The sequence below is a fragment of the Citrobacter sp. wls827 genome, assembly GCF_005280875.1.
Taxonomy (GTDB): domain Bacteria; phylum Pseudomonadota; class Gammaproteobacteria; order Enterobacterales; family Enterobacteriaceae; genus Citrobacter; species Citrobacter youngae.
The window spans coordinates 165,401-186,830 of sequence record NZ_SZWR01000017.1 but is presented as its reverse complement, the minus strand read 5'-3'; the positions used below and the strand labels follow the sequence as shown (position 1 = coordinate 186,830).

The window sequence follows — 21,430 nt, the reverse complement described above, 5'->3', positions numbered from 1 at the left end:
TCGATTAATCTCGTCGTACCAGTCGGAAAACACCCAGTACCACAATCGCGCCGACCACGGCCACCAGGAAGCTGTGGAGATTAAACCCACTGACATCGCCGCCGATACCGAACATCGTTGCCAGCCACCCACCGACCACAGCACCGACAATACCGAGAATGCAGGTCAGAATAAATCCGCCGCCATCACGCCCCGGCATAATCAGCTTGGCGATAACCCCCGCAATCAGACCAAAAATAATCCAGGCAATAATTCCCATTTTCAGGCCCTCTTTCCAGTGAACGCATACGCAAGACATTCCTGCGCCAGCACGTTAAGTATAGGCAAGCCATCGCTACCTGCTGTTTGCACTCAGACTTAATTCATTGGCTCGGGTAAAAAATTTCATCCATTTGTATTAAGTTCCGTCTCGCAATGCCGATAACCCAACGATAAGCCAGGTATCCAGGAGTCATTAGGTGTGAGTAACTACAATGAGCAGTTCCTGAAGCAAAACCCACTCGCCGTATTAGGGGTACTCCGGGACTTAAATTCACAGCAGGTTCCACTGCGTATCTCCTGGTCAGGAGGTCAGTTCATCAGCAAAATTCTTGCTGTCGGCCCGGACGAATTGATCATGGATTTTGGCAGTCAGGAATATGAAAACCAAGCCGTGCAACGCGCCAGCCAGATCTCAATTATCGCTGAAACGCAGGGTGCCAAGGTGGAGTTTACCCTCCCGCAACTGACAAAAGGCGAGTATCAACGATTGCCAGCCTTTGTCTCATCGTTGCCACCTTCGCTGTGGTTCGTCCAGCGCCGGGAATACTTCCGCATCGGCGCACCGTTACACCCGCCCTATCACTGCAAGGCGAAGATGCCGGACAACAGTCTCCTGCATTTTCGCTTATTCGATTTATCTCTTGGCGGCATGGGCGCGCTATTAGAAGGGACAGCACCGGAGGGGCTGGTCGAAGGCATGCGCTTCTCGCAGGTTGAACTGAATATGGAACAATGGGGCGTGTACCACGTTGATGCCCAGCTCATCTCGATTACCGAGCGAAAAGTGATCGACGGAAAAAATGAGACCATCACCACTCCCCGCCTGAGCTTTCGTTTTCTCAACGTCGGCCCGGCGGTGGAGCGGAATTTACAGCGGATTATTTTTTCACTTGAGCGTGAGGCTCGGGAAAAATCGAATAAAGTGCGCGAGTAATATTACGCGCGTTACATCGCATCCAGCGCTCGCTGAAGCTTCCAGATATAACGTGGAGCCTGCGGCGCTGGATGGTTATCGACAACATGCTCGAAAAACTCATCCGCACTCAGATCGTTGATTTTGCTGATGGCTTTTTTCCTGTCAGAGGAGAACGTCCGCAGCAGCGCCCCAGCACCGTTCGCGTATGACACCACCAGCGCATATTGCATCACCTGTGGGTCTTCAATTCCCGCCAGCGGACCGGTTTCAAGAATGCTCAGATATGCCGCCCCCATGGAGATATTGCGCTCTGGATTTTTCAGCTCACTGGTCGACGGCTCACCGCTCCATCCCATACGACGATAAACATCCCGCCCGGAGGTAGAGGCTTTAAGCTGCATCAGACCGATGGCATTAGATTTACTGACTGCATTGGGGTTACCCCCTGATTCAATAGCGATAATCGCCGTAATCAATTGTGGGCTAACGCCCCAGGCAGCACCGGCTTTTTCACTGATCGGCATCCATTGCATTGCGCGTTTAACCGGAACTTCTGCATTCCATGGCGGATTTTTGTAATCCTGTTTTGAACTACAGCCCGCGAGTAATACAACCAAAAAAGCAAACCATCTCAATTTCACGTCATCTATCCTTATAGCCGGAACCTGTCGCTGAGGTGACAACGACATACCTACGCGGCATGATATACATTTGGTTTTAGTTGTAGCAAGGAAATGCCATGTCCCGGTTTCACTTAATTGCCCCGTCGGGCTACTGTATTAACCAGCAGGCAGCATTACGTGGGCTTGCGCGTCTTACTGAGGCCGGTCATCAGGTCGATAACACTGCCGTCATTACCCGCCGCTGTCAGCGTTTTGCCGGTACCGAAGCCGAGCGTCTGGCGGATGTGAACTCACTCGTTGAGCTAAAAATGCCTGATACTATTGTGATGGCGGTGCGCGGCGGCTACGGTGCGAGCCGTTTGCTGGCAGATATTGACTGGCAGGCGCTGGCCGTTCGTCAGCAACAAAACCCGTTGCTGCTGTGTGGACACAGCGATTTCACGGCCATTCAGTGTGGTCTGCTGGCTCAGAGTAATGTGATTAGCTTCAGCGGCCCGATGCTGGCGGCTAACTTCGGTGCCGAGGAAATGAACGCCTTTACCGAGCACCATTTTTGGCAGGCTTTGCGCAATGCCGAATTTACTCTCGACTGGCAAGGGCATGGCCCGGATTGCGCTACTGAAGGCACGCTGTGGGGAGGCAATCTGGCAATGCTCATTTCGCTGATGGGAACGCCGTGGATGCCCGCCATTGAGAACGGTATTCTGGTGCTGGAAGACATCAACGAGCACCCGTTTCGCATCGAGCGCATGCTGCTGCAACTTTATCATGCTGGGATCCTCGCCCGCCAGAACGCCATCATTCTCGGCAGTTTTAGCGGCAGTGCGCCTAATGATTATGATGCCGGTTACAGTCTCGATTCAGTTTGTGATTTTCTGCGCGCCAGATTATCCGTTCCACTGTTAGGCGGCCTCGATTTTGGCCATGAACAACGCACCGTCACCTTACCTTTAGGGGCCAAAGCCGTGCTGAAAAATGATAAAAACGGCAGTCAGCTCACAATCTCCGGTCATCCGGTGCTTAAATCGTAAAAAAAGCCTGCCTCAGGGCTAAGTAAAACGCTGTTTCTGTCGTTATTATGTTAGGGTTTATTAATACGAAACAGCGTAATTCAGGAGTAACCGAACGTTGGATGCCGCAGCAATCATTAGCCTTTTTATTTTGGGTTCCGTTCTCGTCACCTGCAGTATCTTGCTTAGTTCATTCTCATCACGTCTTGGTATCCCGATTCTGGTGATTTTCCTCGCTATTGGCATGTTAGCGGGCGTGGACGGCGTGGGCGGTATTCCTTTTGATAACTACCCTTTTGCCTACATGGTGAGTAACCTGGCGCTGGCGGTTATTCTGCTCGACGGTGGGATGCGCACCCAGGCCAGCTCATTTCGTGTAGCGCTGGGCCCGGCGTTATCGCTGGCGACCGTGGGTGTGCTGATTACCTCTGGCCTCACCGGCATGATGGCGGCATGGCTGTTTCATCTGGATCTCATTGAAGGGCTGCTGATTGGTGCGATTGTCGGCTCAACCGATGCCGCGGCGGTCTTCTCCCTGCTCGGCGGTAAAGGACTCAACGAACGTGTGGGCTCGACGCTGGAAATTGAGTCAGGTAGCAATGACCCAATGGCCGTATTTCTGACCATTACGCTTATCGAAATGATCCAGAACCACGAGACCGGTTTAAGCTGGATGTTTGCGGTACATATTATCCAGCAGTTTGGCTTAGGTATCGCTATCGGTCTCGGCGGTGGATATCTGCTCCAGCAGATGATTAACCGTATTTCACTGCCTGCCGGGCTTTATCCACTGCTGGCCCTGAGCGGTGGGATCCTGATTTTTGCCCTGACTACCGCGCTGGAAGGCAGTGGTATTCTGGCGGTCTATCTGTGTGGTTTTCTGCTGGGAAATCGCCCGATCCGCAACCGATTCGGTATTCTGCAAAACTTTGACGGACTGGCCTGGCTGGCGCAAATCGCCATGTTCCTGGTGCTTGGACTGCTGGTTACACCGTCCGACCTGCTGCCTATCGCGATTCCGGCGCTGATTTTGTCCGCCTGGATGATTTTCTTCGCGCGTCCGTTGTCAGTGTTCGCCGGATTGCTGCCATTTCGTGGTTTCAATCTGCGTGAGCGCATTTTCATCAGTTGGGTGGGTTTGCGCGGCGCGGTACCCATCATCCTCGCCGTCTTCCCAATGATGGCGGGCCTGGAAAACGCGCGCCTGTTCTTTAACGTCGCATTCTTTGTGGTACTGATCTCGCTGCTGTTCCAGGGAACGTCGCTGTCGTGGGCCGCCAAAAAAGCCAAAGTGGTGGTCCCGCCCGTTGGCTGGCCGGTTTCTCGTATAGGTCTCGATATTCATCCGGATAATCCCTGGGAGCAGTTTGTTTATCAGCTCAGTGCGGATAAGTGGTGTGTCGGGGCCGCGCTGCGCGACCTGCATATGCCGGAAGAAACGCGAATTGCCGCCCTGTTTCGTGACAACGTGCTGTTTCACCCCTCCGGCAGCACGCGTCTGCGCGAAGGCGACGTACTGTGCGTCATTGGCCGCGAACGCGACCTGCCCGCCTTAGGTAAGCTGTTCAGCCAGTCGCCGCCAGTGTCGTTAGACCAGCGTTTCTTTGGTGATTTTATTCTTGAAGCCAGCGCGAAATATGCCGATGTGGCACTGATTTATGGCCTGGAAGATGGCACCGGGTATCGCGATAAGCAGCAAACGCTGGGTGAAATTGTTCAGCAACTATTGGGTGCTGCGCCGGTCGTCGGTGACCAGGTGGAATTTGCCGGTATGATCTGGACGGTAGCCGAGAAAGAAGATAATGCGGTACTGAAGGTTGGTGTTCGCGTTGCTGAAGATGAGGATGAGTAACGCGGATGTTTTTTGCCGGGTGGAGGCTGCGCCTTACCCGGCCTACAAAAGTTACACCGTCACTACCGGCACACGCAGCGCCAAAGAACACATTAATTCATAACCCACCGTGCCCGCCGCTGTCGCCACATCGTCGATTTTAATCTCTTTACCCCACAGCTCCACTGGCGTCCCGATCCCCGCCTGCGGGCACGGCGTCAGGTCTACCGCCAGCATATCCATGGATACCGTGCCGACCGTCCCGGTACGTACGCCATCCACCAGCACAGGCGTGCCGCTTGGCGCATGGCGCGGATAACCATCGGCATAGCCTGTCGCCACAATGCCAATGCGCTGCTCGCCGCTGGCGGTGTAGCGTCCACCGTAGCCCACCCGATCGCCAGCTTTCAGCGTCTGTATGCCGATTATCTCGCTGCTCAGGGTCATTACTGGTTTCAGGCCGGTATTGGCGATGTCCCGCCATTGCCCCGACGGTGATGCGCCATACAAAATAATACCCGGGCGAACCCAGTCATAATGCGCTTGTGGGTGCCACAGCGTCGCAGCCGAATTCGACAGCGAACGTCGACACTCCAGCCCTTCCGTTGCCTGCGCAATACGCGCCATCGCGTCCTTAATGCCATCCGGATGTTCAGCATCCGCAAAATGCGACATCAGCGTCATCTCACCTACGTTAGGCATTGCCCGTAACTGTTGCCAGACGGTGGCAACGCGCTCTGGTAAGAAACCCAGCCGGTTCATGCCGCTATTCACCTTGAGGTAAATATCCAGCGGCGCGTTCAGGCGGGCATTTTGCAACGCTTTGAGCTGCCAGTTACTGTGGACACAAGTGGTCAGACGATATGTGTCATACACCGTCAGGTCTTCGGCATGGAAAAAACCCTCCAGCATTAAAATCGGTCCTTTCCATCCCCGCTCCCGCAGGGTGATCGCCTCCTCGAGATTGAGCATCGCGAAACCATCGGTCGTTCCCAGTGCATTCCAGACACGTTCTATACCGTGTCCGTAGGCATTAGCTTTTACGACCGACCAGACGCGGGAGTCCGGCGCAGCCTGACGCGTAATGGTCAGGTTTTGTTTCAACGCCTGCAGGTCAATGCTGGCCAGTATCGGGCGGGTCATCTCGCGTCCTTATTAGTTATGTACGCCATGTAAATGCCGCGGGCGAGACGGGGTAAATCCCGGACTGTAACGCGCCACGCTCAGATCGTCATAAGGTATGGCAGGCGTGCGACCAGAGAGGATATCGCTCAGCAACTGACCGGATCCACACGCCATCGTCCAGCCCAATGTGCCATGACCCGTATTGAGCAGCAGATTCTTAAAGCGGGTACGCCCCACCACTGGCGTTCCGTCTGGCGTCATCGGACGCAGCCCGGTCCAGAAGGTGGCCTGTTCCACATGCCCACCGCGCGGAAAGAGATCGCGCACCACCATCTCCAGCGTTTCACGGCGTGGTTGTAGTAGCTCAGTATTAAAACCAACAATCTCTGCCATACCGCCAACACGAATACGCTCATCAAAACGGGTAATGGCGATTTTGTAGGTTTCATCAAGAATAGTTGAAACCGGAGCGCCGTCATCTTCTGCCACCGGAATGGTTAATGAGTAGCCTTTGAGCGGATACACCGGAATATCAACGATCCCTTTGAGCATTGCCGTGGAGTACGAGCCAAAGGCCATAACATAGGCATCGGCTTTGACTATCTCCTCGCCGCACTGAACGCCATAAATCTGCTCGCCATCGCTCAGCAGCTTATCGACCGGAGTGTTAAAACGGAATTTTACCCCCGCCTGCTCGGCCATTTGCGCCAGACGCTGGGTAAACAGCTGACAGTCACCGGTTTCGTCATTCGGTAACCGTAACCCGCCTGTCAGTTTGTGCGCGACCTCTGCCAGCGCAGGTTCGACTTCCGCCAGGCGACTTGCTTCCAGCAGTTGATAGGGTACGCCCGCATCTTCGAGCACGGCGATGTCGCGGGTGGCGTTCTCATATTGTTGAGCGGTACGGAACAGTTGCAGGGTTCCGCCCTGACGTCCTTCATACTCGATACCGGTAGAGGCACGTAACGCTTTCAGGCAATCACGGCTGTATTCCGCCAGGCGCACCATCCGCCCCTTGTTTTCCATGTAGTGGCTGGTATCGCAGTTGCGCAGCATTTGCCACATCCATTTCAACTGGAACTGCGTCCCGTCGAGGCGTACTGCCAACGGCGCGTGGCGCTGAAACATCCATTTAATCGCTTTTAGCGGTACGCCTGGGGCCGCCCACGGCGCGGCATAACCAGGGGAGATTTGCCCGGCGTTCGCCGCACTGGTTTCCAGTGCCGGCCCCGGCTCACGATCGATGACGGTGACATCGTGTCCAGCCTGACTTAAATACCAGGCGCTGGTCACGCCAACGACGCCACTTCCCAGTATGACAACTCGCATAGCCACTCCGTTAACAGTAAAAGAACAATCTTCTAATTACATCTTGATAACTCAGTTGAAAATATTATTCAACATATGGCTTTTTTATGGTGATGTATCTCACACATAGCAGTGATTGCAGGGAAGTCTCTGCTTTGGCATCTCCTGCTGTGCGTTATTTTTATCCAGCATAAAATTTTGTCACCTGGCCGTTTTTCGACGCTTCGCTGACGTGAAATCGCAAAGAAAAAATTTCTCCTGCAGCACGTTTTTTAACACCATGATCTATGCTTGAAATGAGGTACTCCAGACAGAGAGTGCCGCCAACAATGAGGGTGCGCGAATGGCTACGATTGATTCCATGAACAAGGACAGCACACGGTTAAGCGATGGACCCGACTGGACGTTTGATCTGCTGGATGTCTATCTGGCAGAGATAGACCGCGTGGCGAAACTCTACAGGCTGGATACCTACCCGCACCAAATCGAGGTGATCACCTCCGAGCAAATGATGGACGCCTATTCCAGCGTTGGGATGCCGATCAACTATCCGCACTGGTCGTTTGGTAAAAAGTTTATTGAAACCGAACGCTTGTACAAGCATGGTCAGCAAGGGCTGGCCTATGAGATTGTTATTAACTCCAACCCGTGTATCGCGTACCTGATGGAAGAGAACACCATCACCATGCAGGCACTGGTCATGGCGCATGCCTGCTATGGACATAACTCTTTCTTCAAGAATAACTACCTGTTCCGCAGTTGGACGGACGCCAGTTCCATCGTCGATTACCTGATCTTCGCGCGAAACTACATTACCCAGTGTGAAGAGCGTTACGGCGTGGATGAAGTCGAAAAGCTTCTCGACTCCTGCCATGCGTTGATGAACTACGGCGTTGACCGCTATAAACGCCCGCAAAAGATCTCACTACAGGAAGAGAAGGCCCGGCAGAAAAGCCGTGAAGAGTATCTGCAAAGTCAGGTGAATATGCTGTGGCGTACGTTGCCGAAGAAAGAGGAAGAGAAGACGATCTCTACCGCGCGTCGTTATCCTTCTGAGCCGCAGGAAAACCTGCTGTATTTTATGGAGAAAAACGCCCCACTGCTTGAATCCTGGCAGCGAGAGGTCCTGCGTATTGTGCGTAAGGTGAGCCAGTATTTTTATCCGCAGAAACAAACTCAGGTGATGAATGAGGGATGGGCAACTTTCTGGCACTACACCATCCTCAATCACCTTTATGATGAAGGCAAAGTCACCGAGCGCTTTATGCTGGAGTTTCTGCATAGCCATACCAACGTGGTATTCCAGCCACCGTATAACAGTCCATGGTATAGCGGGATAAACCCTTATGCGCTGGGCTTTGCTATGTTCCAGGATATCAAACGTATTTGTCAGTCGCCCACCGAGGAGGACAAATACTGGTTCCCAAATATTGCGGGTTCCGACTGGCTGGAAACGCTGCATTTCGCGATGCGTGATTTTAAAGATGAGAGCTTTATCAGCCAGTTCCTGTCACCAAAAGTGATGCGCGATTTCCGCCTGTTCACGGTGCTGGATGATGACCGCCATAATTACCTGGAAATTTCAGCGATTCACAATGAAGAGGGGTATCGCGAGATCCGTAACAGGCTGTCATCGCAATATAACCTGAGCAATCTGGAGCCGAATATTCAAATCTGGAATGTCGATCTGCGCGGCGACCGTTCACTGACCTTGCGTTATATCCCACATAACCGCGCGCCGTTGGATAAAGGACGCAAAGAGGTGCTTAAGCATGTGCACCGGCTATGGGGTTTTGATGTGATGCTGGAGCAGCAGAATGAAGATGGCAGCGTTGAGCTGCTGGAGCGTTGCCCGCCAAGGATGAACGGCCTGTAACGCTTATTGCCGGAGGCGGTGTAAATACCTTATCCGGCCTACGACGTAGACGCATTGTAGGCCGGATAAGACGCTTTGGCGTCACCATCCGGCATTGCGCGATTAGCGTCCCTGAATAGCTAAATCGCCCGGTAAATTCTTCTGCATACGGTGCCAAATCTCACCACTGTCGTGACCATAGCGGCGCACCGTTTCATAGACCAAATCATGAGCACCCTGCTCGCAGAGTTCTGACAGCTTACGGTAGAAGTTCAACGCCAGGCCGCGCGCTTCCGGGTTGGCAAAGTAATGACGGCCAATACGCGTATAAAGTCCTTTCATACCGTTGAGGATCAAACCGTAAATCGGATTGCCCGATGCAAATGCCAGACCACGGAAAATGTTGTAGTCCAGATCGGCAAACGCGTCAGCATGGTCAGCAACCTGATTCGCCGTGGCCAAAACGTCCTGGGCTTTATCAGGATGTTGGCGGAATGCGGTGCGAATAAAGATCGTCGAGATGTTAGTACGCACAGACAGCAGATTATCAATCAACTGCGGAACACTTTCGTGATCGAGACGCGCCAGCGTTTCCAGGATATTCAGTCCGGAGGTTTCCCAAAAGTTATTCACTTTCGTCGGTTTGCCGTGTTGAATGGTCAACCAGCCGTCCCGCGCCAGACGCTGCAAAACTTCGCGTAACGTGGTACGTGTTACTCCAATGAGTTCGGAGAGTTCACGTTCAGCGGGCAAAATAGTGCCAGGTGGGAAGCGGTTATTCCAGATACTCTCAATGATGTACTCTTCCGCGAACCCAGCAGGGCTTTGCGCCTTAATGACCATAGTGATAATTCCATTACACAGCAAAACATAGTTACACACATCATACCAGACGGGTTTCTTAGCTGATAGCTGACGTAACGAAGAAAAAGTGGATCAAGGCTTCATTTTCCAGATAACGCTGATACGCAGTCGGTACGATAAGCCACGTGAAGAGCTTGCCTGCGTTCACTCGTGCCGCTAAGCTTTGCGGTCAAACATAAAAACATGATTTCATTTTTACAGGTAAGGGAAACTGCCATGGAGCTATCATGGGGCCGCGCTATGTGGCGCAACTTTTTAGGCCAGTCGCCGGACTGGTATAAACTTGCACTGCTCGTCTTCTTAATCATTAACCCGCTTATTTTTTTCATCAATCCCTTTATCGCGGGTTGGTTGCTGGTGGCCGAATTCATTTTTACGCTGGCAATGGCGCTTAAGTGTTATCCACTGTTGCCGGGCGGGCTGTTAGCCATCGAAGCTGTCGTCATCGGCATGACCAGCGCCACTCATGTTCGTGAAGAAGTTGCCGCCAACCTTGAAGTGCTCTTGCTGCTGATGTTTATGGTGGCGGGCATCTACTTTATGAAGCAACTGCTGCTGTTTATTTTTACCCGACTGCTGCTCAGTATTCGCTCCAAGATGCTGCTGTCGCTGGCCTTTTGTGTTGCCGCTGCCTTCCTTTCGGCGTTCCTCGACGCATTGACTGTGGTCGCGGTCGTGATCAGCGTGGCGGTCGGTTTTTACGGTATCTACCATCGCGTCGCCTCTTCCCGCCCGGGAGATAACAATTTGCTGGATGACAGCCATATCGACCAGCACAATAAAGTCGTACTGGAGCAGTTCCGCGGTTTTCTGCGCAGCCTGATGATGCACGCGGGAGTCGGCACAGCCTTAGGCGGTGTGATGACCATGGTTGGCGAACCGCAGAACCTGATTATCGCCAAAGCAGCTGGCTGGCATTTTGGTGATTTTTTCCTGCGCATGTCGCCGGTCACCGTCCCGGTGTTGATTTGCGGTCTGCTCACCTGCCTGCTGGTTGAAAAGTTACGTTGGTTTGGCTACGGTGAAACATTGCCGGAAGCTGTCCGTGGCGTTCTGCAACAGTTTGACGATGAAAGCCGGCAACAACGTACCCGCCAGGATAAAATCAAGCTGATTATTCAGGCAGTCATCGGCGTATGGCTGGTCGTCGCCCTCGCGCTGCATCTGGCAGAAGTTGGATTAATTGGCCTGTCGGTGATTATTCTGGCGACTTCGTTAACTGGCGTTACTGACGAACACGCTATTGGTAAAGCCTTCACCGAGTCGCTGCCGTTCACCGCCCTGCTGACCGTGTTCTTCTCTATCGTTGCGGTGATTATCGATCAACAGCTCTTCTCGCCGATTATTCATTTTGTTTTGCAGTCTTCTGAGCATGCACAGCTGACCCTGTTCTATCTTTTCAACGGCCTGCTGTCGTCAATTTCAGACAACGTCTTTGTTGGCACAATTTACATCAACGAAGCGAAAGCGGCGCTGGAGCACGGGACGATTAGCCTGAATCAATATGAACTGTTAGCGGTGGCGATCAATACCGGGACCAACCTGCCTTCCGTAGCCACGCCAAACGGCCAGGCAGCATTCCTGTTCCTGCTGACCTCCGCGCTGGCACCGTTGATTCGCCTTTCTTATGGTCGCATGGTGTGGATGGCTCTGCCGTATACTCTCGTCCTGACGCTCGTCGGTCTGCTTTGCGTAGAGTTCACGCTGGTTCCAGTGACCGAGTGGATGACGCAAACAGGCTGGTTAGCTACACTTTCATAACAATAAACCGGGTAAATCACTGCCCGGTTTGACTTTTTGCATGATAATTATCCGATTACACAATATTTCAATTGCCGCTAGTGGCGCATAAATTGAATTGGTTTAAACTGCGGTCTCTACGCATGTTGCAGGGAAATTATTATGTTGCGATTTTTAAACCAGTGCTCCCGTGGGCGTGGAGCGTGGTTATTGCTGGCGCTAACCGCCCTGGCGTTGGAACTTGTTGCCTTGTGGTTCCAGCATGTCATGCTGCTAAAACCCTGCGTGTTGTGTATTTACGAACGTAGCGCATTATTTGGCGTGATGGGTGCTGGTCTGGTGGGCGCAATTGCCCCAAAAACGCCACTGCGTTATGTGGCAATGCTTATCTGGATTTACAGCGCCTGGCGCGGGCTTCAGTTAGCGTATGAACACACGATGATTCAGCTTCACCCATCACCGTTCATGACCTGTGATTTTGCCGCGCGCTTCCCGAGTTGGTTACCGCTGGATAAATGGCTGCCGCAGGTATTTATGGCATCCGGTGACTGCGCTGAGCGTCAGTGGTCATTTTTAACCCTGGAGATGCCGCAGTGGCTGTTGGGGATTTTTGCCGCGTATCTGGTCGTTGCAGTGTTGGTGCTGATTGCTCAGCCCTTTAAACCGAAAAAACGTGACCTCTTCGGTCGCTAACAGAACGCTCCTTCGGGAGCGTTTTTTTTTGCCATAATGTCATTGCTTGCTGGCATCTATAAGATGTATATTAAATGAATCTTATAGATGCCATACAAAGGAGATGTCTTATGTCCCATTTACGCATCCCGGCAAACTGGAAAGTTAAACGCTCTACTCCCTTCTTTACGAAAGACAATGTCCCGGCCGCCCTGCTTTCTCACCACAACACAGCAGCCGGCGTTTTTGGACAACTCTGCGTGATGGAAGGCACTGTAACGTATTACGGCTTTGCCAATGAAGACGCAAAAGAACCTGAAGTAAAAGTGGTCATTAATGCCGGACAGTTCGCGACCAGCCCACCGCAGTACTGGCATCGTGTTGAATTAAGTGACGATGCGCAGTTCAACATTAATTTCTGGGTTGAAGATGACAACCATAGTGATGAGATGTATCAGGCGAAAAAGTCTTAATCCTTAACGCCTGTTAATCGATGGGCGGCTTAGTCCGCCCATGAAGGTTTGTTCAGAATATGGTCCTGCCAGTCACGCACTTCTGATTCTTTCACCGCGATATGGCGTACTGAAATACGCTCACCGTGCATTGCCGCCTTTGACCCCGTCAGCAGCGGATGCCACTCCGGCAGCCCTTTACCTTCCGCGAGCAGACGATAGGCGCAGGTCATCGGCAACCATTCAAAAGTCGGCAAATTATCGCGCGTCAGCTTGATGCAGTCAGGCTCGTACTCGAATCGACGTTCGTAATTACGGCACTGACAGGTTTTGATATTGAGTTGCTTACACGCGACGTTGGTAAAGTAGATTTCGTCGGTGTCTTCATCCATCAGCTTATGCAGGCAGCATTGGCCGCACCCATCACATAATGACTCCCACTCGGCATCGGTCATTTCATCAAGGGTTTTACTTTGCCAGAAAGGTATGTCGCTCATCAGGGTATCCGCTATTTCACTAAAGCTGCACCTTATAACCAGTCTGGCACGTTGATGCAAGTTTTGCCGCCCGAAATAGGCGGCAAGCACAGGTTACAGCACCCGGGTGGTTAGCGTCTGACCATGGAAACTGATAGCCAGCTCATCACCGCTGTGTAACGGCCCAACGCCAGCTGGCGTCCCAGTCAATACCACATCACCGGCTTTAAGCGTGAAAAATCGGCTCATGTAAGCAATCAATGGGACAATATGATGGATCATATCCGCCGTAGTGCCCTGCTGGCGGACTTCGCCATTCACCGTTAATCCGAGCTGAGTATCCTGCGGATCACCGTTAAATTCCGCTACCGGAATAAACCCCGACAGCGGGCAAGAGTTGTCAAAACCCTTCGCTTTTTCCCACGGCTGGCCCGCTTTTTTCATTTTGCCCTGAATATCACGCAGGGTCAGGTCCAGCGCCACACCATAGCCAGCGATGGCTTTGCGCACATGCTCTTCTGTCGCCTGGCGCAGGGTTGCACCGATCAGCACGGCCAGTTCAACTTCGTGATGGACGGAACCCATATCCGCCGGAATGACCAGCGGTTGGCGCAAATCACACAGCGCAGTTTCAGGCTTAATAAACAACACTGGCTCTTCCGGCGTTGCTCCCCCCATCTCTTTAATGTGGTTTGCATAATTGCTACCGACGCAAACCACTTTGCTCACCGGATAATCCAGCAGAGCACCATGCCAGTTGTGATGTTGATACATTACTTTCCCCTAACGTAGTCATAGATTTCAGGTACTGCATCGGTGAGACATGCTGCTGCCGGATGCAGTTTAACGTTTAGCGTCTGATGTATTTTCTTTTACCGCAGATAAATGCTGTTTGAGTAAATCTTCAGGCGGCGGTGGTATTTGTAAATAATAGCCCTGCTCGGTTAGTGCCTGTTTTACTTTTTCAAGATCGGCATTAACCAGTTTTTTACGACCATCAAGCGGTAAAATCATTGCCAGCTTTGGCTGGCCAAACCCTTTCATCAGTTCTTCAGGAACACGCGAGAAATCGTCTTTTTTTTCGACATATAAATAGGTCTGGTCACGTTTGCTGCTTCGGTAGATCACACAAAACATATCTTTTACTCTGAATTCACGGAATGGTGGCTTGCCTCAATATAATACTGACTATAACATGCCTTATAGTCTTCGGAATATCACCCCGCACTGGGGATGATAAATAGCAAATTGAGTAAGGCCAGGATGTCAAACACGCCAATCGAGCTTAAAGGCAGTAGCTTCACCTTATCAGTGGTTCACTTACATGAAGCAGAACCCGAGGTTATTCGTCAGGCGTTGGAAGACAAAATCGCGCAGGCACCTGCTTTTTTAAAACATGCTCCCGTCGTAGTTAACGTGAGTGGTCTTGAAAGTCCGGTAAACTGGTCAGCGCTGCAGAAAGTTGTCGCGTCTACCGGATTGCGCATTATCGGCGTTAGCGGATGCAAAGATGCCAGACTCAAAGCTGAAATCGACGAAATGGGTCTTCCTTTACTGACAGAAGGTAAAGAAAAAGCCATTCGTTCCGCACCTGTTGAAACTCCGGCACCTGCCGTACCGCCACAAAACGTTACTCCCATCACAAAAACACGATTAATAAATGTACCGGTTCGTTCCGGTCAGCGTATTTATGCTCCACAATGTGATCTGATTGTTACAAGTCACGTCAGTGCGGGCGCAGAGCTTATCGCTGATGGCAATATTCACGTTTATGGCATGATGAGAGGTCGTGCGCTGGCGGGCGCAAGCGGCGATCGGGAAGCGCAAATTTTCTGTACCCACCTGACGGCAGAACTGGTGTCTATCGCAGGTGTTTATTGGCTGAGTGATAAAATCCCAGCAGAATTTTATGGCAAAGCGGCACGTCTGCAATTGGCAGAGAACGCTTTGACAGTTCAACCGTTGAATTGATCCCTTTTTAACAAGGAATTTCTATGGCACGCATTATTGTTGTTACTTCGGGTAAAGGGGGCGTTGGCAAAACCACCTCCAGCGCGGCCATCGCTACAGGTTTGGCCCAGAAGGGAAAGAAAACTGTCGTTATTGATTTTGATATCGGCCTGCGTAACCTTGATTTGATTATGGGTTGTGAACGCCGCGTCGTTTATGACTTCGTCAACGTTATTCAGGGCGATGCGTCGTTAAATCAGGCGTTGATCAAAGATAAACGTACCGAAAATCTCTTTATTCTTCCGGCCTCACAGACTCGTGATAAAGACGCGCTGACGCGTGAAGGCGTCGCGAAAGTTCTGGACGACCTGAAAACGATGGAATTTGACTTCATCGTCTGCGACTCCCCGGCAGGTATTGAGACCGGCGCGCTGATGGCCCTGTATTTTGCCGACGAAGCCATTATTACCACCAACCCGGAAGTGTCTTCTGTACGTGACTCTGACCGTATTCTGGGTATTCTGGCGTCGAAATCTCGTCGTGCTGAAAATGGCGAAGATCCGATTAAAGAGCATCTGCTGCTTACGCGCTATAACCCTGGCCGCGTAAATAAAGGTGACATGCTCAGCATGGAAGACGTACTGGAAATTCTGCGAATCAAGCTGGTTGGTGTGATTCCGGAAGATCAGTCAGTCCTGCGCGCGTCTAACCAGGGTGAGCCGGTTATTCTCGACATCAATGCTGATGCCGGTAAAGCCTATGCTGATACCGTAGACCGTCTGTTGGGAGAAGAACGTCCTTTCCGCTTCATTGAAGAAGAGAAGAAAGGTTTCCTCAAACGCCTGTTCGGAGGATAAGTTATGGCATTACTGGATTTTTTTCTCTCGCGGAAAAAGAGCACAGCGAACATCGCTAAAGAGCGACTGCAGATTATTGTTGCGGAACGTCGTCGTAGTGACGCAGAGCCACATTATTTACCGCAACTGAGGAAAGATATTCTCGAGGTTATCTGCAAGTATGTACAAATTGATCCTGAAATGGTCACCGTACAGCTTGAACAAAAAGACGGCGATATTTCTATCCTCGAACTTAACGTGACTTTGCCTGAAGCAGAAGAGTCTAAATAGCATCTTTTGTAAATGAGTCATGGTTGAAAAAAGGCAGATTATTCTGCCTTTTTTATTTTTGATCGTAGTCCAGGCTGCGCCCCATTTATTCCAAACTGAACTTCGGGTAGTTCTCAGCAAAATAGCGACGTAAATACTCCACGGTAATACGGATTTTTGCCGATGTCGCCAGACGTGACACATAAACAGCCCAAATATTTGCTGGTTGATAATAGTCAGGCAATATATGAACCAGATGCCCACTGGCGATGTTATCGCAGACATCCCACCATGAACGTAGCGCAATCCCCTGACCATCGACACACCATTGGTGAACAACTTCGCCATGATTGGAGGAGAGCGGCCCCGTCACCTTGATCGAGTGCACGCCCTCTTTATTACGCATTTGCCAGATGCCAAATGGATGATCGCGCTCTTTAATCACCAGGCAGGGCAACGTGGACAGATCGTTCAGTTGCTTCGGTGTACCGTGCTGCGCCACAAACTCAGGTGATGCACACAATATTCGATAATTGGTCGCCAGCTTACGTGCGATCAAATTGGGTGCAATATCATCCCCGATGCGGATATCAAGATCGACACCTTCATTAACCAGATCGACTAACCGATCCTCAACGTCAAACCGCAACTCCAGCTGCGGATACTCTTTTGCCAGCGCTGACAACGCTGGAGCCACTACACGACGACCAAAACCAAAGCTGCTGATAATACGTAACATCCCCTGCGGGATCTGCCGGACATCAGACAGCTCATCCATCATCTGATCCACATCCTGCAGGATCCGCTGAGCCCATTCGTAGATCCGCTCCCCCTCTTCCGTGATGGTTACGCGTCGCGTAGTCCGGTGCAGCAGCACTACATTCAGCGTCTGCTCCAGCAGGGCAACTCGCTTACTGATAAAAGCCGGTGAAACGCCTAGCTCCTCGGCAACGGCGGCAAAACCCGCACGGCGGGCAACCAGCATAAAGACGCGTAAATCATTTAACAGCGGCAGATTATTCATGATCTGTGTTTTATGTTTCACCAGTTGGAGGGATTAACTATTAATCAGTCAATTATAGGATAAGGGGAAAGTCAATTTTGATGGCGTACAAGTGAGAGCTGCTATGAAGAAAACCTGTCGTATTGCCGCTATCCCCGGAGATGGCATTGGTAAAGAAGTCCTGCCTGAAGGCATTCATGTGTTACAAGCGGCCGCTGAGCGCTGGGGGTTGTCGCTCAGCTTTGAGCAAATGGAATGGGCCAGCTGCGAGTACTATACGCATCACGGCAAGATGATGCCCGATGACTGGCATGAACAGTTGAAATCCTTCGATGCTATCTACTTTGGTGCGGTCGGCTGGCCGGACACTGTACCGGATCACATCTCACTATGGGGCTCGTTGCTCAAGTTTCGTCGGGAGTTCGATCAATACGTCAACCTGCGTCCGGTACGCCTGTTTCCTGGTGTTCCTTGCCCACTGGCGGGTAAGAAACCTGGCGACATTGATTTCTACGTTGTGCGTGAAAACACCGAAGGCGAGTATTCATCACTGGGTGGTCGCGTAAGCGAGGGTACCGAACACGAGGTGGTTATCCAGGAGTCGGTCTTCACCCGTCGCGGCGTGGATCGTATATTGCGTTACGCTTTCGAGCTGGCGCAAAACCGCCCGCGTAAAACCCTGACCTCGGCGACCAAATCCAATGGCCTGGCTATCAGCATGCCTTACTGGGATGAGCGCGTTGAAGCTATGGCGGCTCACTATCCCGAGATCCGTTGGGATAAACAGCATATCGACATTCTGTGCGCCCGCTTTGTGATGCAGCCAGAGCGTTTTGACGTGGTGGTCGCCTCTAACCTGTTTGGCGACATCCTGTCCGATTTGGGGCCTGCCTGCACTGGCACGATTGGCATTGCACCTTCGGCAAACTTAAATCCGGAACGAACCTTCCCATCGTTGTTCGAACCGGTCCACGGTTCGGCCCCGGATATCTACGGCAAGAATATTGCTAACCCAATTGCCACCATCTGGGCTGGTGCGATGATGCTGGATTTCCTTGGCAACGGCGATGCGAATTATCAGGCGGCCCACGATGGCATTCTGGCTGCGATTGAACAGGTTATTGCCAGCGGCCCGAAAACGCCGGATATGAAAGGCAATGCCACCACTCAACAGGTAGCTGACGCTATCTGCCGGGCACTGCGTTAGAGGTCAAACCACGAAATATGAGCCGCGTCACTGACGCGGTTTTTTTATGTGTTCTGTACGTCAAATAACCTGCGTGAATTCACCTTTTATTATTTCCGTTCCGTGTTTTATTGCTTCACGCATCAGGCAATTGTTTAATTCATGTAAAGAACAAATAATAAAATTGTTAAATACGAAGCGACAAAATCTTACCCTACAGCATGATAACAACGACAGGCTAATGCCAAACGCGGGCGACTATGCCCAGGAGATCATCCATGTTGAGCAACGTAAAGAAAAAAGATGTGCCACTGATAGCCATCAGCCTGGTGGCTATTCTTTTTATCGCCGCCACACTCAGTTTCTTCCCTCAGCAGTCTGCACAAGTTGCAAATACCATTTTTAACGGCGTAACCCGAATGCTGGGTTCCGCCGTGCAGATCCTGGTCCTCATGGCCATGGGGCTGGTTGTCTGGCTGGCCACCAGCAAATACGGCAATATTCGCCTCGGTGAAGGTAAAGCGGAATACAGTACCCTTTCCTGGCTGTTTATGTTTATTTGCGCTGGATTAGGCTCCTCCACGCTCTACTGGGGGGTTGCTGAATGGGCCTATTACTACCAAACGCCGGGGCTGAACATCGCCCCACACTCACAAAAGGCCCTGGAATTCAGTCTGCCTTACTCCTTTTTCCATTGGGGGATCAGCGCATGGGCGACCTACACGCTGGCCTCGTTAACCATGGCCTACCATTTCCATGTGCGTAAAAATAAAGGCTTGAGCCTGTCCGGGATAATTGCTGCTATCACCGGCGTTCATCCACAGGGCGTATGGGGAAGACTGGTCGATTTGATGTTCCTGATCGCCACCGTCGGCGCGTTAACCATCTCCCTGGTCGTTACCGCTGCAACCTTCACTCGTGGTTTATCAGCACTCACCGGTTTACCGGATAACTTCACGGTGCAAGCCTTTGTGATCTTGTTCTCTGGCGGCATTTTCTGCCTGAGCTCCTGGATTGGCATCAACAATGGTCTGCAACGTCTGAGCAAAATGGTCGGCTGGGGGGCATTTTTACTGCCGTTGGTGGTACTGATTGTCGGCCCAACCGAGTTCATCACCAATAACATCATCAACGCTATTGGCCTGACGACACAAAACTTTTTGCAGATGAGTCTGTTTACCGATCCACTCGGTAACGGTGAGTTTACCCGCAACTGGACGGTGTTCTACTGGCTGTGGTGGATCTCCTACACCCCGGGCGTCGCTATGTTTGTCACGCGCGTATCCCGCGGTCGCAAAATTAAAGAGGTTATCTGGGCATTAATCCTCGGTAGCACCGTTGGCTGCTGGTTCTTCTTCGGGGTGATGGAGAGCTACTCTATCCATCAGTTTGTCAATGGCGTGATTGATATCCCGCAGATCATGGCAACGCAGGGCGGAGAAACGGCTGTGCAGCAGGTACTGATGTCACTGCCTGCCGGGAAGCTGTTCCTGGTCGCGTATCTGGCCATCATGATTATTTTCCTTGCCTCGCATATGGATGCTGTGGCCTACACCATGGCAGCCACCAGCACACGTAATCTACAGGAAGGGGATGATCCTGAACGTGGCTTACGTTTGTTCTGGTGTGTGGTCATCACATTAATTCCATTATCAATTTTATTCACCGGTGCGTCTCTGGAAACAATGAAGACCACGGTGGTACTGACCGCCCTTCCCTTCCTCGCCATCCTGTTGGTAAAGGTCGGCGGTTTTCTTCGCTGGGTACGGCAGGATTATGCCCATGTTCCTGCTCACCAAATTGAAAGTCATCTTCCCGAAGCACCGGGCGACGCGCCTGTCACGCCACCGGCTGGGACACTACTCAAAGGCGGCAATTAAGCGCCTGTCAAAAATCTTCTTACTCACAAATTAAAGGTAATCCAATGAGCAATCTGAGCCCTGAGTTTATTCTGCCGCAAAATTTTTGTGCCAATCCGCAGGACGCCTGGACTATCCCGGCACGGTTCTATACCGACCAGCAGGCTTTTGAACACGAACAAGAGAACGTGTTTGCCAAAAGCTGGATTTGTGTTGCCCACAGCAGCGAACTGGCAAAGCCAAATGACTATGTCACGCGTGAAGTGATTGGTGAGAACATCGTGCTGGTGCGTGGCCGCGATAATGTACTGCGCGCATTCTACAACGTCTGCCCGCATCGTGGTCATCAACTGCTGAGCGGCGAAGGGAAAGCCAAGAACGTGATTACCTGCCCCTACCACGCGTGGGCATTCAAACTTGATGGCAATCTGGCTCATGCCCGTAACTGTGAAAACGTCGCCAACTTTGACAGTGAGAAGGCTTATCTGACACCAGTGCGACTCGAAGAATATGCCGGTTTTGTATTCATCAATATGGACCCGAACGCCGGTAGCGTTGAAGATCAGCTTCCGGGACTGGCAGCCAAAGTCGTCGAGGCCTGCCCTGACGTGCACGATCTGAAACTCGCCGCGCGTTTCACTACCCGCACGCCGGCCAACTGGAAAAATATCGTTGATAACTATCTGGAGTGCTACCACTGCGGTCCGGCCCACCCTGGTTTTTCCGACTCAGTACAGGTTGACCGTTACTGGCATACCATGCACGGCAACTGGACGCTGCAATACGGTTTTGCCAAACCCTCTGAACAGTCGTTTAAGTTCGAAGAAGGTGTTGATGCTGCGTTCCACGGCTTCTGGTTGTGGCCGTGCACCATGCTTAACGTCACGCCAATCAAAGGCATGATGACCGTTATTTATGAATTCCCGGTGGATGCAGAAACCACACTGCAAAACTACGACATCTATTTCACTAATGAAGAGCTGACCGAAGAGCAAAAAGCGCTGATCGAATGGTATCGCAATGTCTTCCGCCCTGAGGATTTACGCCTGGTTGAGAGCGTACAAAAAGGTCTGAAATCACGTGGCTATCGTGGACAGGGACGCATTATGGCGGATACCAGCGGTAGCGGAATCTCCGAACATGGCATTGCCCATTTCCATAACCTGGTCGCTCAGGTGTTTCAGGATTAATCA

At 51.7% G+C, this 21,430-nt stretch carries 22 protein-coding genes; 13 read left to right on the top strand and 9 right to left on the bottom strand.

Annotated elements, in window-relative coordinates; translation table 11 throughout:
* Window positions 1-4: 4 nt before the first annotated feature.
* On the bottom strand, window positions 5-259 hold the full coding sequence (locus FDX03_RS11430) for a GlsB/YeaQ/YmgE family stress response membrane protein (RefSeq protein WP_048212573.1): 255 nt from the start codon (window positions 257-259) through the stop codon (window positions 5-7).
* Window positions 260-460: 201 nt separating this feature from the next.
* On the opposite strand from FDX03_RS11430, the gene ycgR reads away from it, so the two are divergent.
* Window positions 461-1,195 carry a flagellar brake protein YcgR gene (gene ycgR / locus FDX03_RS11425; RefSeq protein WP_048211430.1) on the top strand — a complete coding sequence of 245 codons (735 nt, stop codon included), beginning with the start codon at window positions 461-463 and terminating at the stop codon, window positions 1,193-1,195.
* A gap of 11 nt (window positions 1,196-1,206) precedes the next feature.
* Here ycgR and emtA read toward each other — a convergent pair whose 3' ends face one another.
* Window positions 1,207-1,818, bottom strand: coding sequence for a membrane-bound lytic murein transglycosylase EmtA (gene emtA, locus FDX03_RS11420; RefSeq protein WP_048211429.1), 612 nt, complete (start codon window positions 1,816-1,818; stop codon window positions 1,207-1,209).
* Window positions 1,819-1,916: 98 nt separating this feature from the next.
* Between emtA and ldcA the strand changes: the two genes are divergently transcribed.
* Window positions 1,917-2,831 carry a muramoyltetrapeptide carboxypeptidase gene (gene ldcA, locus FDX03_RS11415; RefSeq protein WP_101742637.1) on the top strand — a complete coding sequence of 305 codons (915 nt, stop codon included), beginning with the start codon at window positions 1,917-1,919 and terminating at the stop codon, window positions 2,829-2,831.
* 97 nt (window positions 2,832-2,928) lie between these two features.
* Window positions 2,929-4,662 (top strand): potassium/proton antiporter, encoded by a 1,734-nt coding sequence (locus tag FDX03_RS11410; protein ID WP_040232328.1) that lies wholly within the window; start codon window positions 2,929-2,931, stop codon window positions 4,660-4,662.
* A 51-nt stretch (window positions 4,663-4,713) separates the two neighbouring features.
* Here FDX03_RS11410 and dadX read toward each other — a convergent pair whose 3' ends face one another.
* Together dadX and FDX03_RS11400 are read right to left on the bottom strand one after the other, a co-directional pair.
* Entirely contained in the window at window positions 4,714-5,784 is a 1,071-nt protein-coding gene (gene dadX, locus FDX03_RS11405; protein WP_061068048.1) for a catabolic alanine racemase DadX, read from the bottom strand.
* A gap of 12 nt (window positions 5,785-5,796) precedes the next feature.
* Complete coding sequence (locus FDX03_RS11400) at window positions 5,797-7,095, bottom strand: D-amino acid dehydrogenase (RefSeq protein WP_048211426.1); 1,299 nt, start codon at window positions 7,093-7,095, stop codon at window positions 5,797-5,799.
* Window positions 7,096-7,417: 322 nt separating this feature from the next.
* On the opposite strand from FDX03_RS11400, the gene FDX03_RS11395 reads away from it, so the two are divergent.
* Window positions 7,418-8,950 (top strand): SpoVR family protein, encoded by a 1,533-nt coding sequence (locus FDX03_RS11395; protein ID WP_048211425.1) that lies wholly within the window; start codon window positions 7,418-7,420, stop codon window positions 8,948-8,950.
* Between the two features lie 102 nt (window positions 8,951-9,052).
* On the opposite strand, the gene fadR is transcribed toward FDX03_RS11395, so the two are convergent.
* The gene (gene fadR / locus FDX03_RS11390) at window positions 9,053-9,772 is read right to left on the bottom strand and encodes a fatty acid metabolism transcriptional regulator FadR (RefSeq protein WP_005122254.1); all 720 of its coding nucleotides are present in this window, start codon (window positions 9,770-9,772) and stop codon (window positions 9,053-9,055) included.
* 237 nt (window positions 9,773-10,009) lie between these two features.
* On the opposite strand from fadR, the gene nhaB reads away from it, so the two are divergent.
* From nhaB to FDX03_RS11375, 3 genes are all read left to right on the top strand, one after another.
* On the top strand, window positions 10,010-11,554 hold the full coding sequence (gene nhaB, locus FDX03_RS11385; protein WP_048211424.1) for a Na(+)/H(+) antiporter NhaB: 1,545 nt from the start codon (window positions 10,010-10,012) through the stop codon (window positions 11,552-11,554).
* Between the two features lie 141 nt (window positions 11,555-11,695).
* On the top strand, window positions 11,696-12,226 hold the full coding sequence (dsbB, locus tag FDX03_RS11380) for a disulfide bond formation protein DsbB (protein WP_005122248.1): 531 nt from the start codon (window positions 11,696-11,698) through the stop codon (window positions 12,224-12,226).
* Window positions 12,227-12,336: 110 nt separating this feature from the next.
* Window positions 12,337-12,678 (top strand): DUF1971 domain-containing protein, encoded by a 342-nt coding sequence (locus tag FDX03_RS11375; protein WP_016153372.1) that lies wholly within the window; start codon window positions 12,337-12,339, stop codon window positions 12,676-12,678.
* A 29-nt stretch (window positions 12,679-12,707) separates the two neighbouring features.
* Here the strand turns inward: FDX03_RS11375 and FDX03_RS11370 are convergent, their stop codons facing one another.
* The 3 genes from FDX03_RS11370 to FDX03_RS11360 form a co-directional block, all read right to left on the bottom strand.
* Window positions 12,708-13,154, bottom strand: coding sequence for a YcgN family cysteine cluster protein (locus FDX03_RS11370; protein ID WP_003020944.1), 447 nt, complete (start codon window positions 13,152-13,154; stop codon window positions 12,708-12,710).
* Window positions 13,155-13,247: 93 nt separating this feature from the next.
* Window positions 13,248-13,907 (bottom strand): fumarylacetoacetate hydrolase family protein, encoded by a 660-nt coding sequence (locus tag FDX03_RS11365; protein ID WP_048211422.1) that lies wholly within the window; start codon window positions 13,905-13,907, stop codon window positions 13,248-13,250.
* A 69-nt stretch (window positions 13,908-13,976) separates the two neighbouring features.
* Complete coding sequence (locus tag FDX03_RS11360) at window positions 13,977-14,270, bottom strand: YcgL domain-containing protein (protein WP_048211421.1); 294 nt, start codon at window positions 14,268-14,270, stop codon at window positions 13,977-13,979.
* A 126-nt stretch (window positions 14,271-14,396) separates the two neighbouring features.
* On the opposite strand from FDX03_RS11360, the gene minC reads away from it, so the two are divergent.
* From minC to minE, 3 genes are read left to right on the top strand one after another with little or no spacing between them, the layout of a single operon-like run.
* On the top strand, window positions 14,397-15,104 hold the full coding sequence (gene minC / locus FDX03_RS11355; protein ID WP_048211420.1) for a septum site-determining protein MinC: 708 nt from the start codon (window positions 14,397-14,399) through the stop codon (window positions 15,102-15,104).
* Between the two features lie 23 nt (window positions 15,105-15,127).
* Entirely contained in the window at window positions 15,128-15,940 is an 813-nt protein-coding gene (gene minD / locus FDX03_RS11350; RefSeq protein WP_003020956.1) for a septum site-determining protein MinD, read from the top strand.
* Between the two features lie 3 nt (window positions 15,941-15,943).
* Window positions 15,944-16,210 carry a cell division topological specificity factor MinE gene (minE, locus tag FDX03_RS11345; protein ID WP_001185666.1) on the top strand — a complete coding sequence of 89 codons (267 nt, stop codon included), beginning with the start codon at window positions 15,944-15,946 and terminating at the stop codon, window positions 16,208-16,210.
* Between the two features lie 85 nt (window positions 16,211-16,295).
* On the opposite strand, the gene FDX03_RS11340 is transcribed toward minE, so the two are convergent.
* Window positions 16,296-17,213 carry a LysR family transcriptional regulator gene (locus FDX03_RS11340; RefSeq protein WP_137345949.1) on the bottom strand — a complete coding sequence of 306 codons (918 nt, stop codon included), beginning with the start codon at window positions 17,211-17,213 and terminating at the stop codon, window positions 16,296-16,298.
* 103 nt (window positions 17,214-17,316) lie between these two features.
* On the opposite strand from FDX03_RS11340, the gene FDX03_RS11335 reads away from it, so the two are divergent.
* From FDX03_RS11335 to yeaW, 3 genes are all read left to right on the top strand, one after another.
* Window positions 17,317-18,399: a tartrate dehydrogenase gene (locus FDX03_RS11335; RefSeq protein WP_137345948.1), complete on the top strand. Its 1,083-nt coding sequence runs from the start codon at window positions 17,317-17,319 to the stop codon at window positions 18,397-18,399.
* A gap of 257 nt (window positions 18,400-18,656) precedes the next feature.
* Window positions 18,657-20,258: a BCCT family transporter gene (locus tag FDX03_RS11330; protein ID WP_048211417.1), complete on the top strand. Its 1,602-nt coding sequence runs from the start codon at window positions 18,657-18,659 to the stop codon at window positions 20,256-20,258.
* 44 nt (window positions 20,259-20,302) lie between these two features.
* A complete protein-coding gene (yeaW, locus tag FDX03_RS11325; RefSeq protein WP_137345947.1) occupies window positions 20,303-21,427 on the top strand; it encodes a carnitine monooxygenase, oxygenase subunit YeaW in 1,125 nt (374 codons plus the stop codon).
* Window positions 21,428-21,430 lie beyond the last annotated feature (3 nt).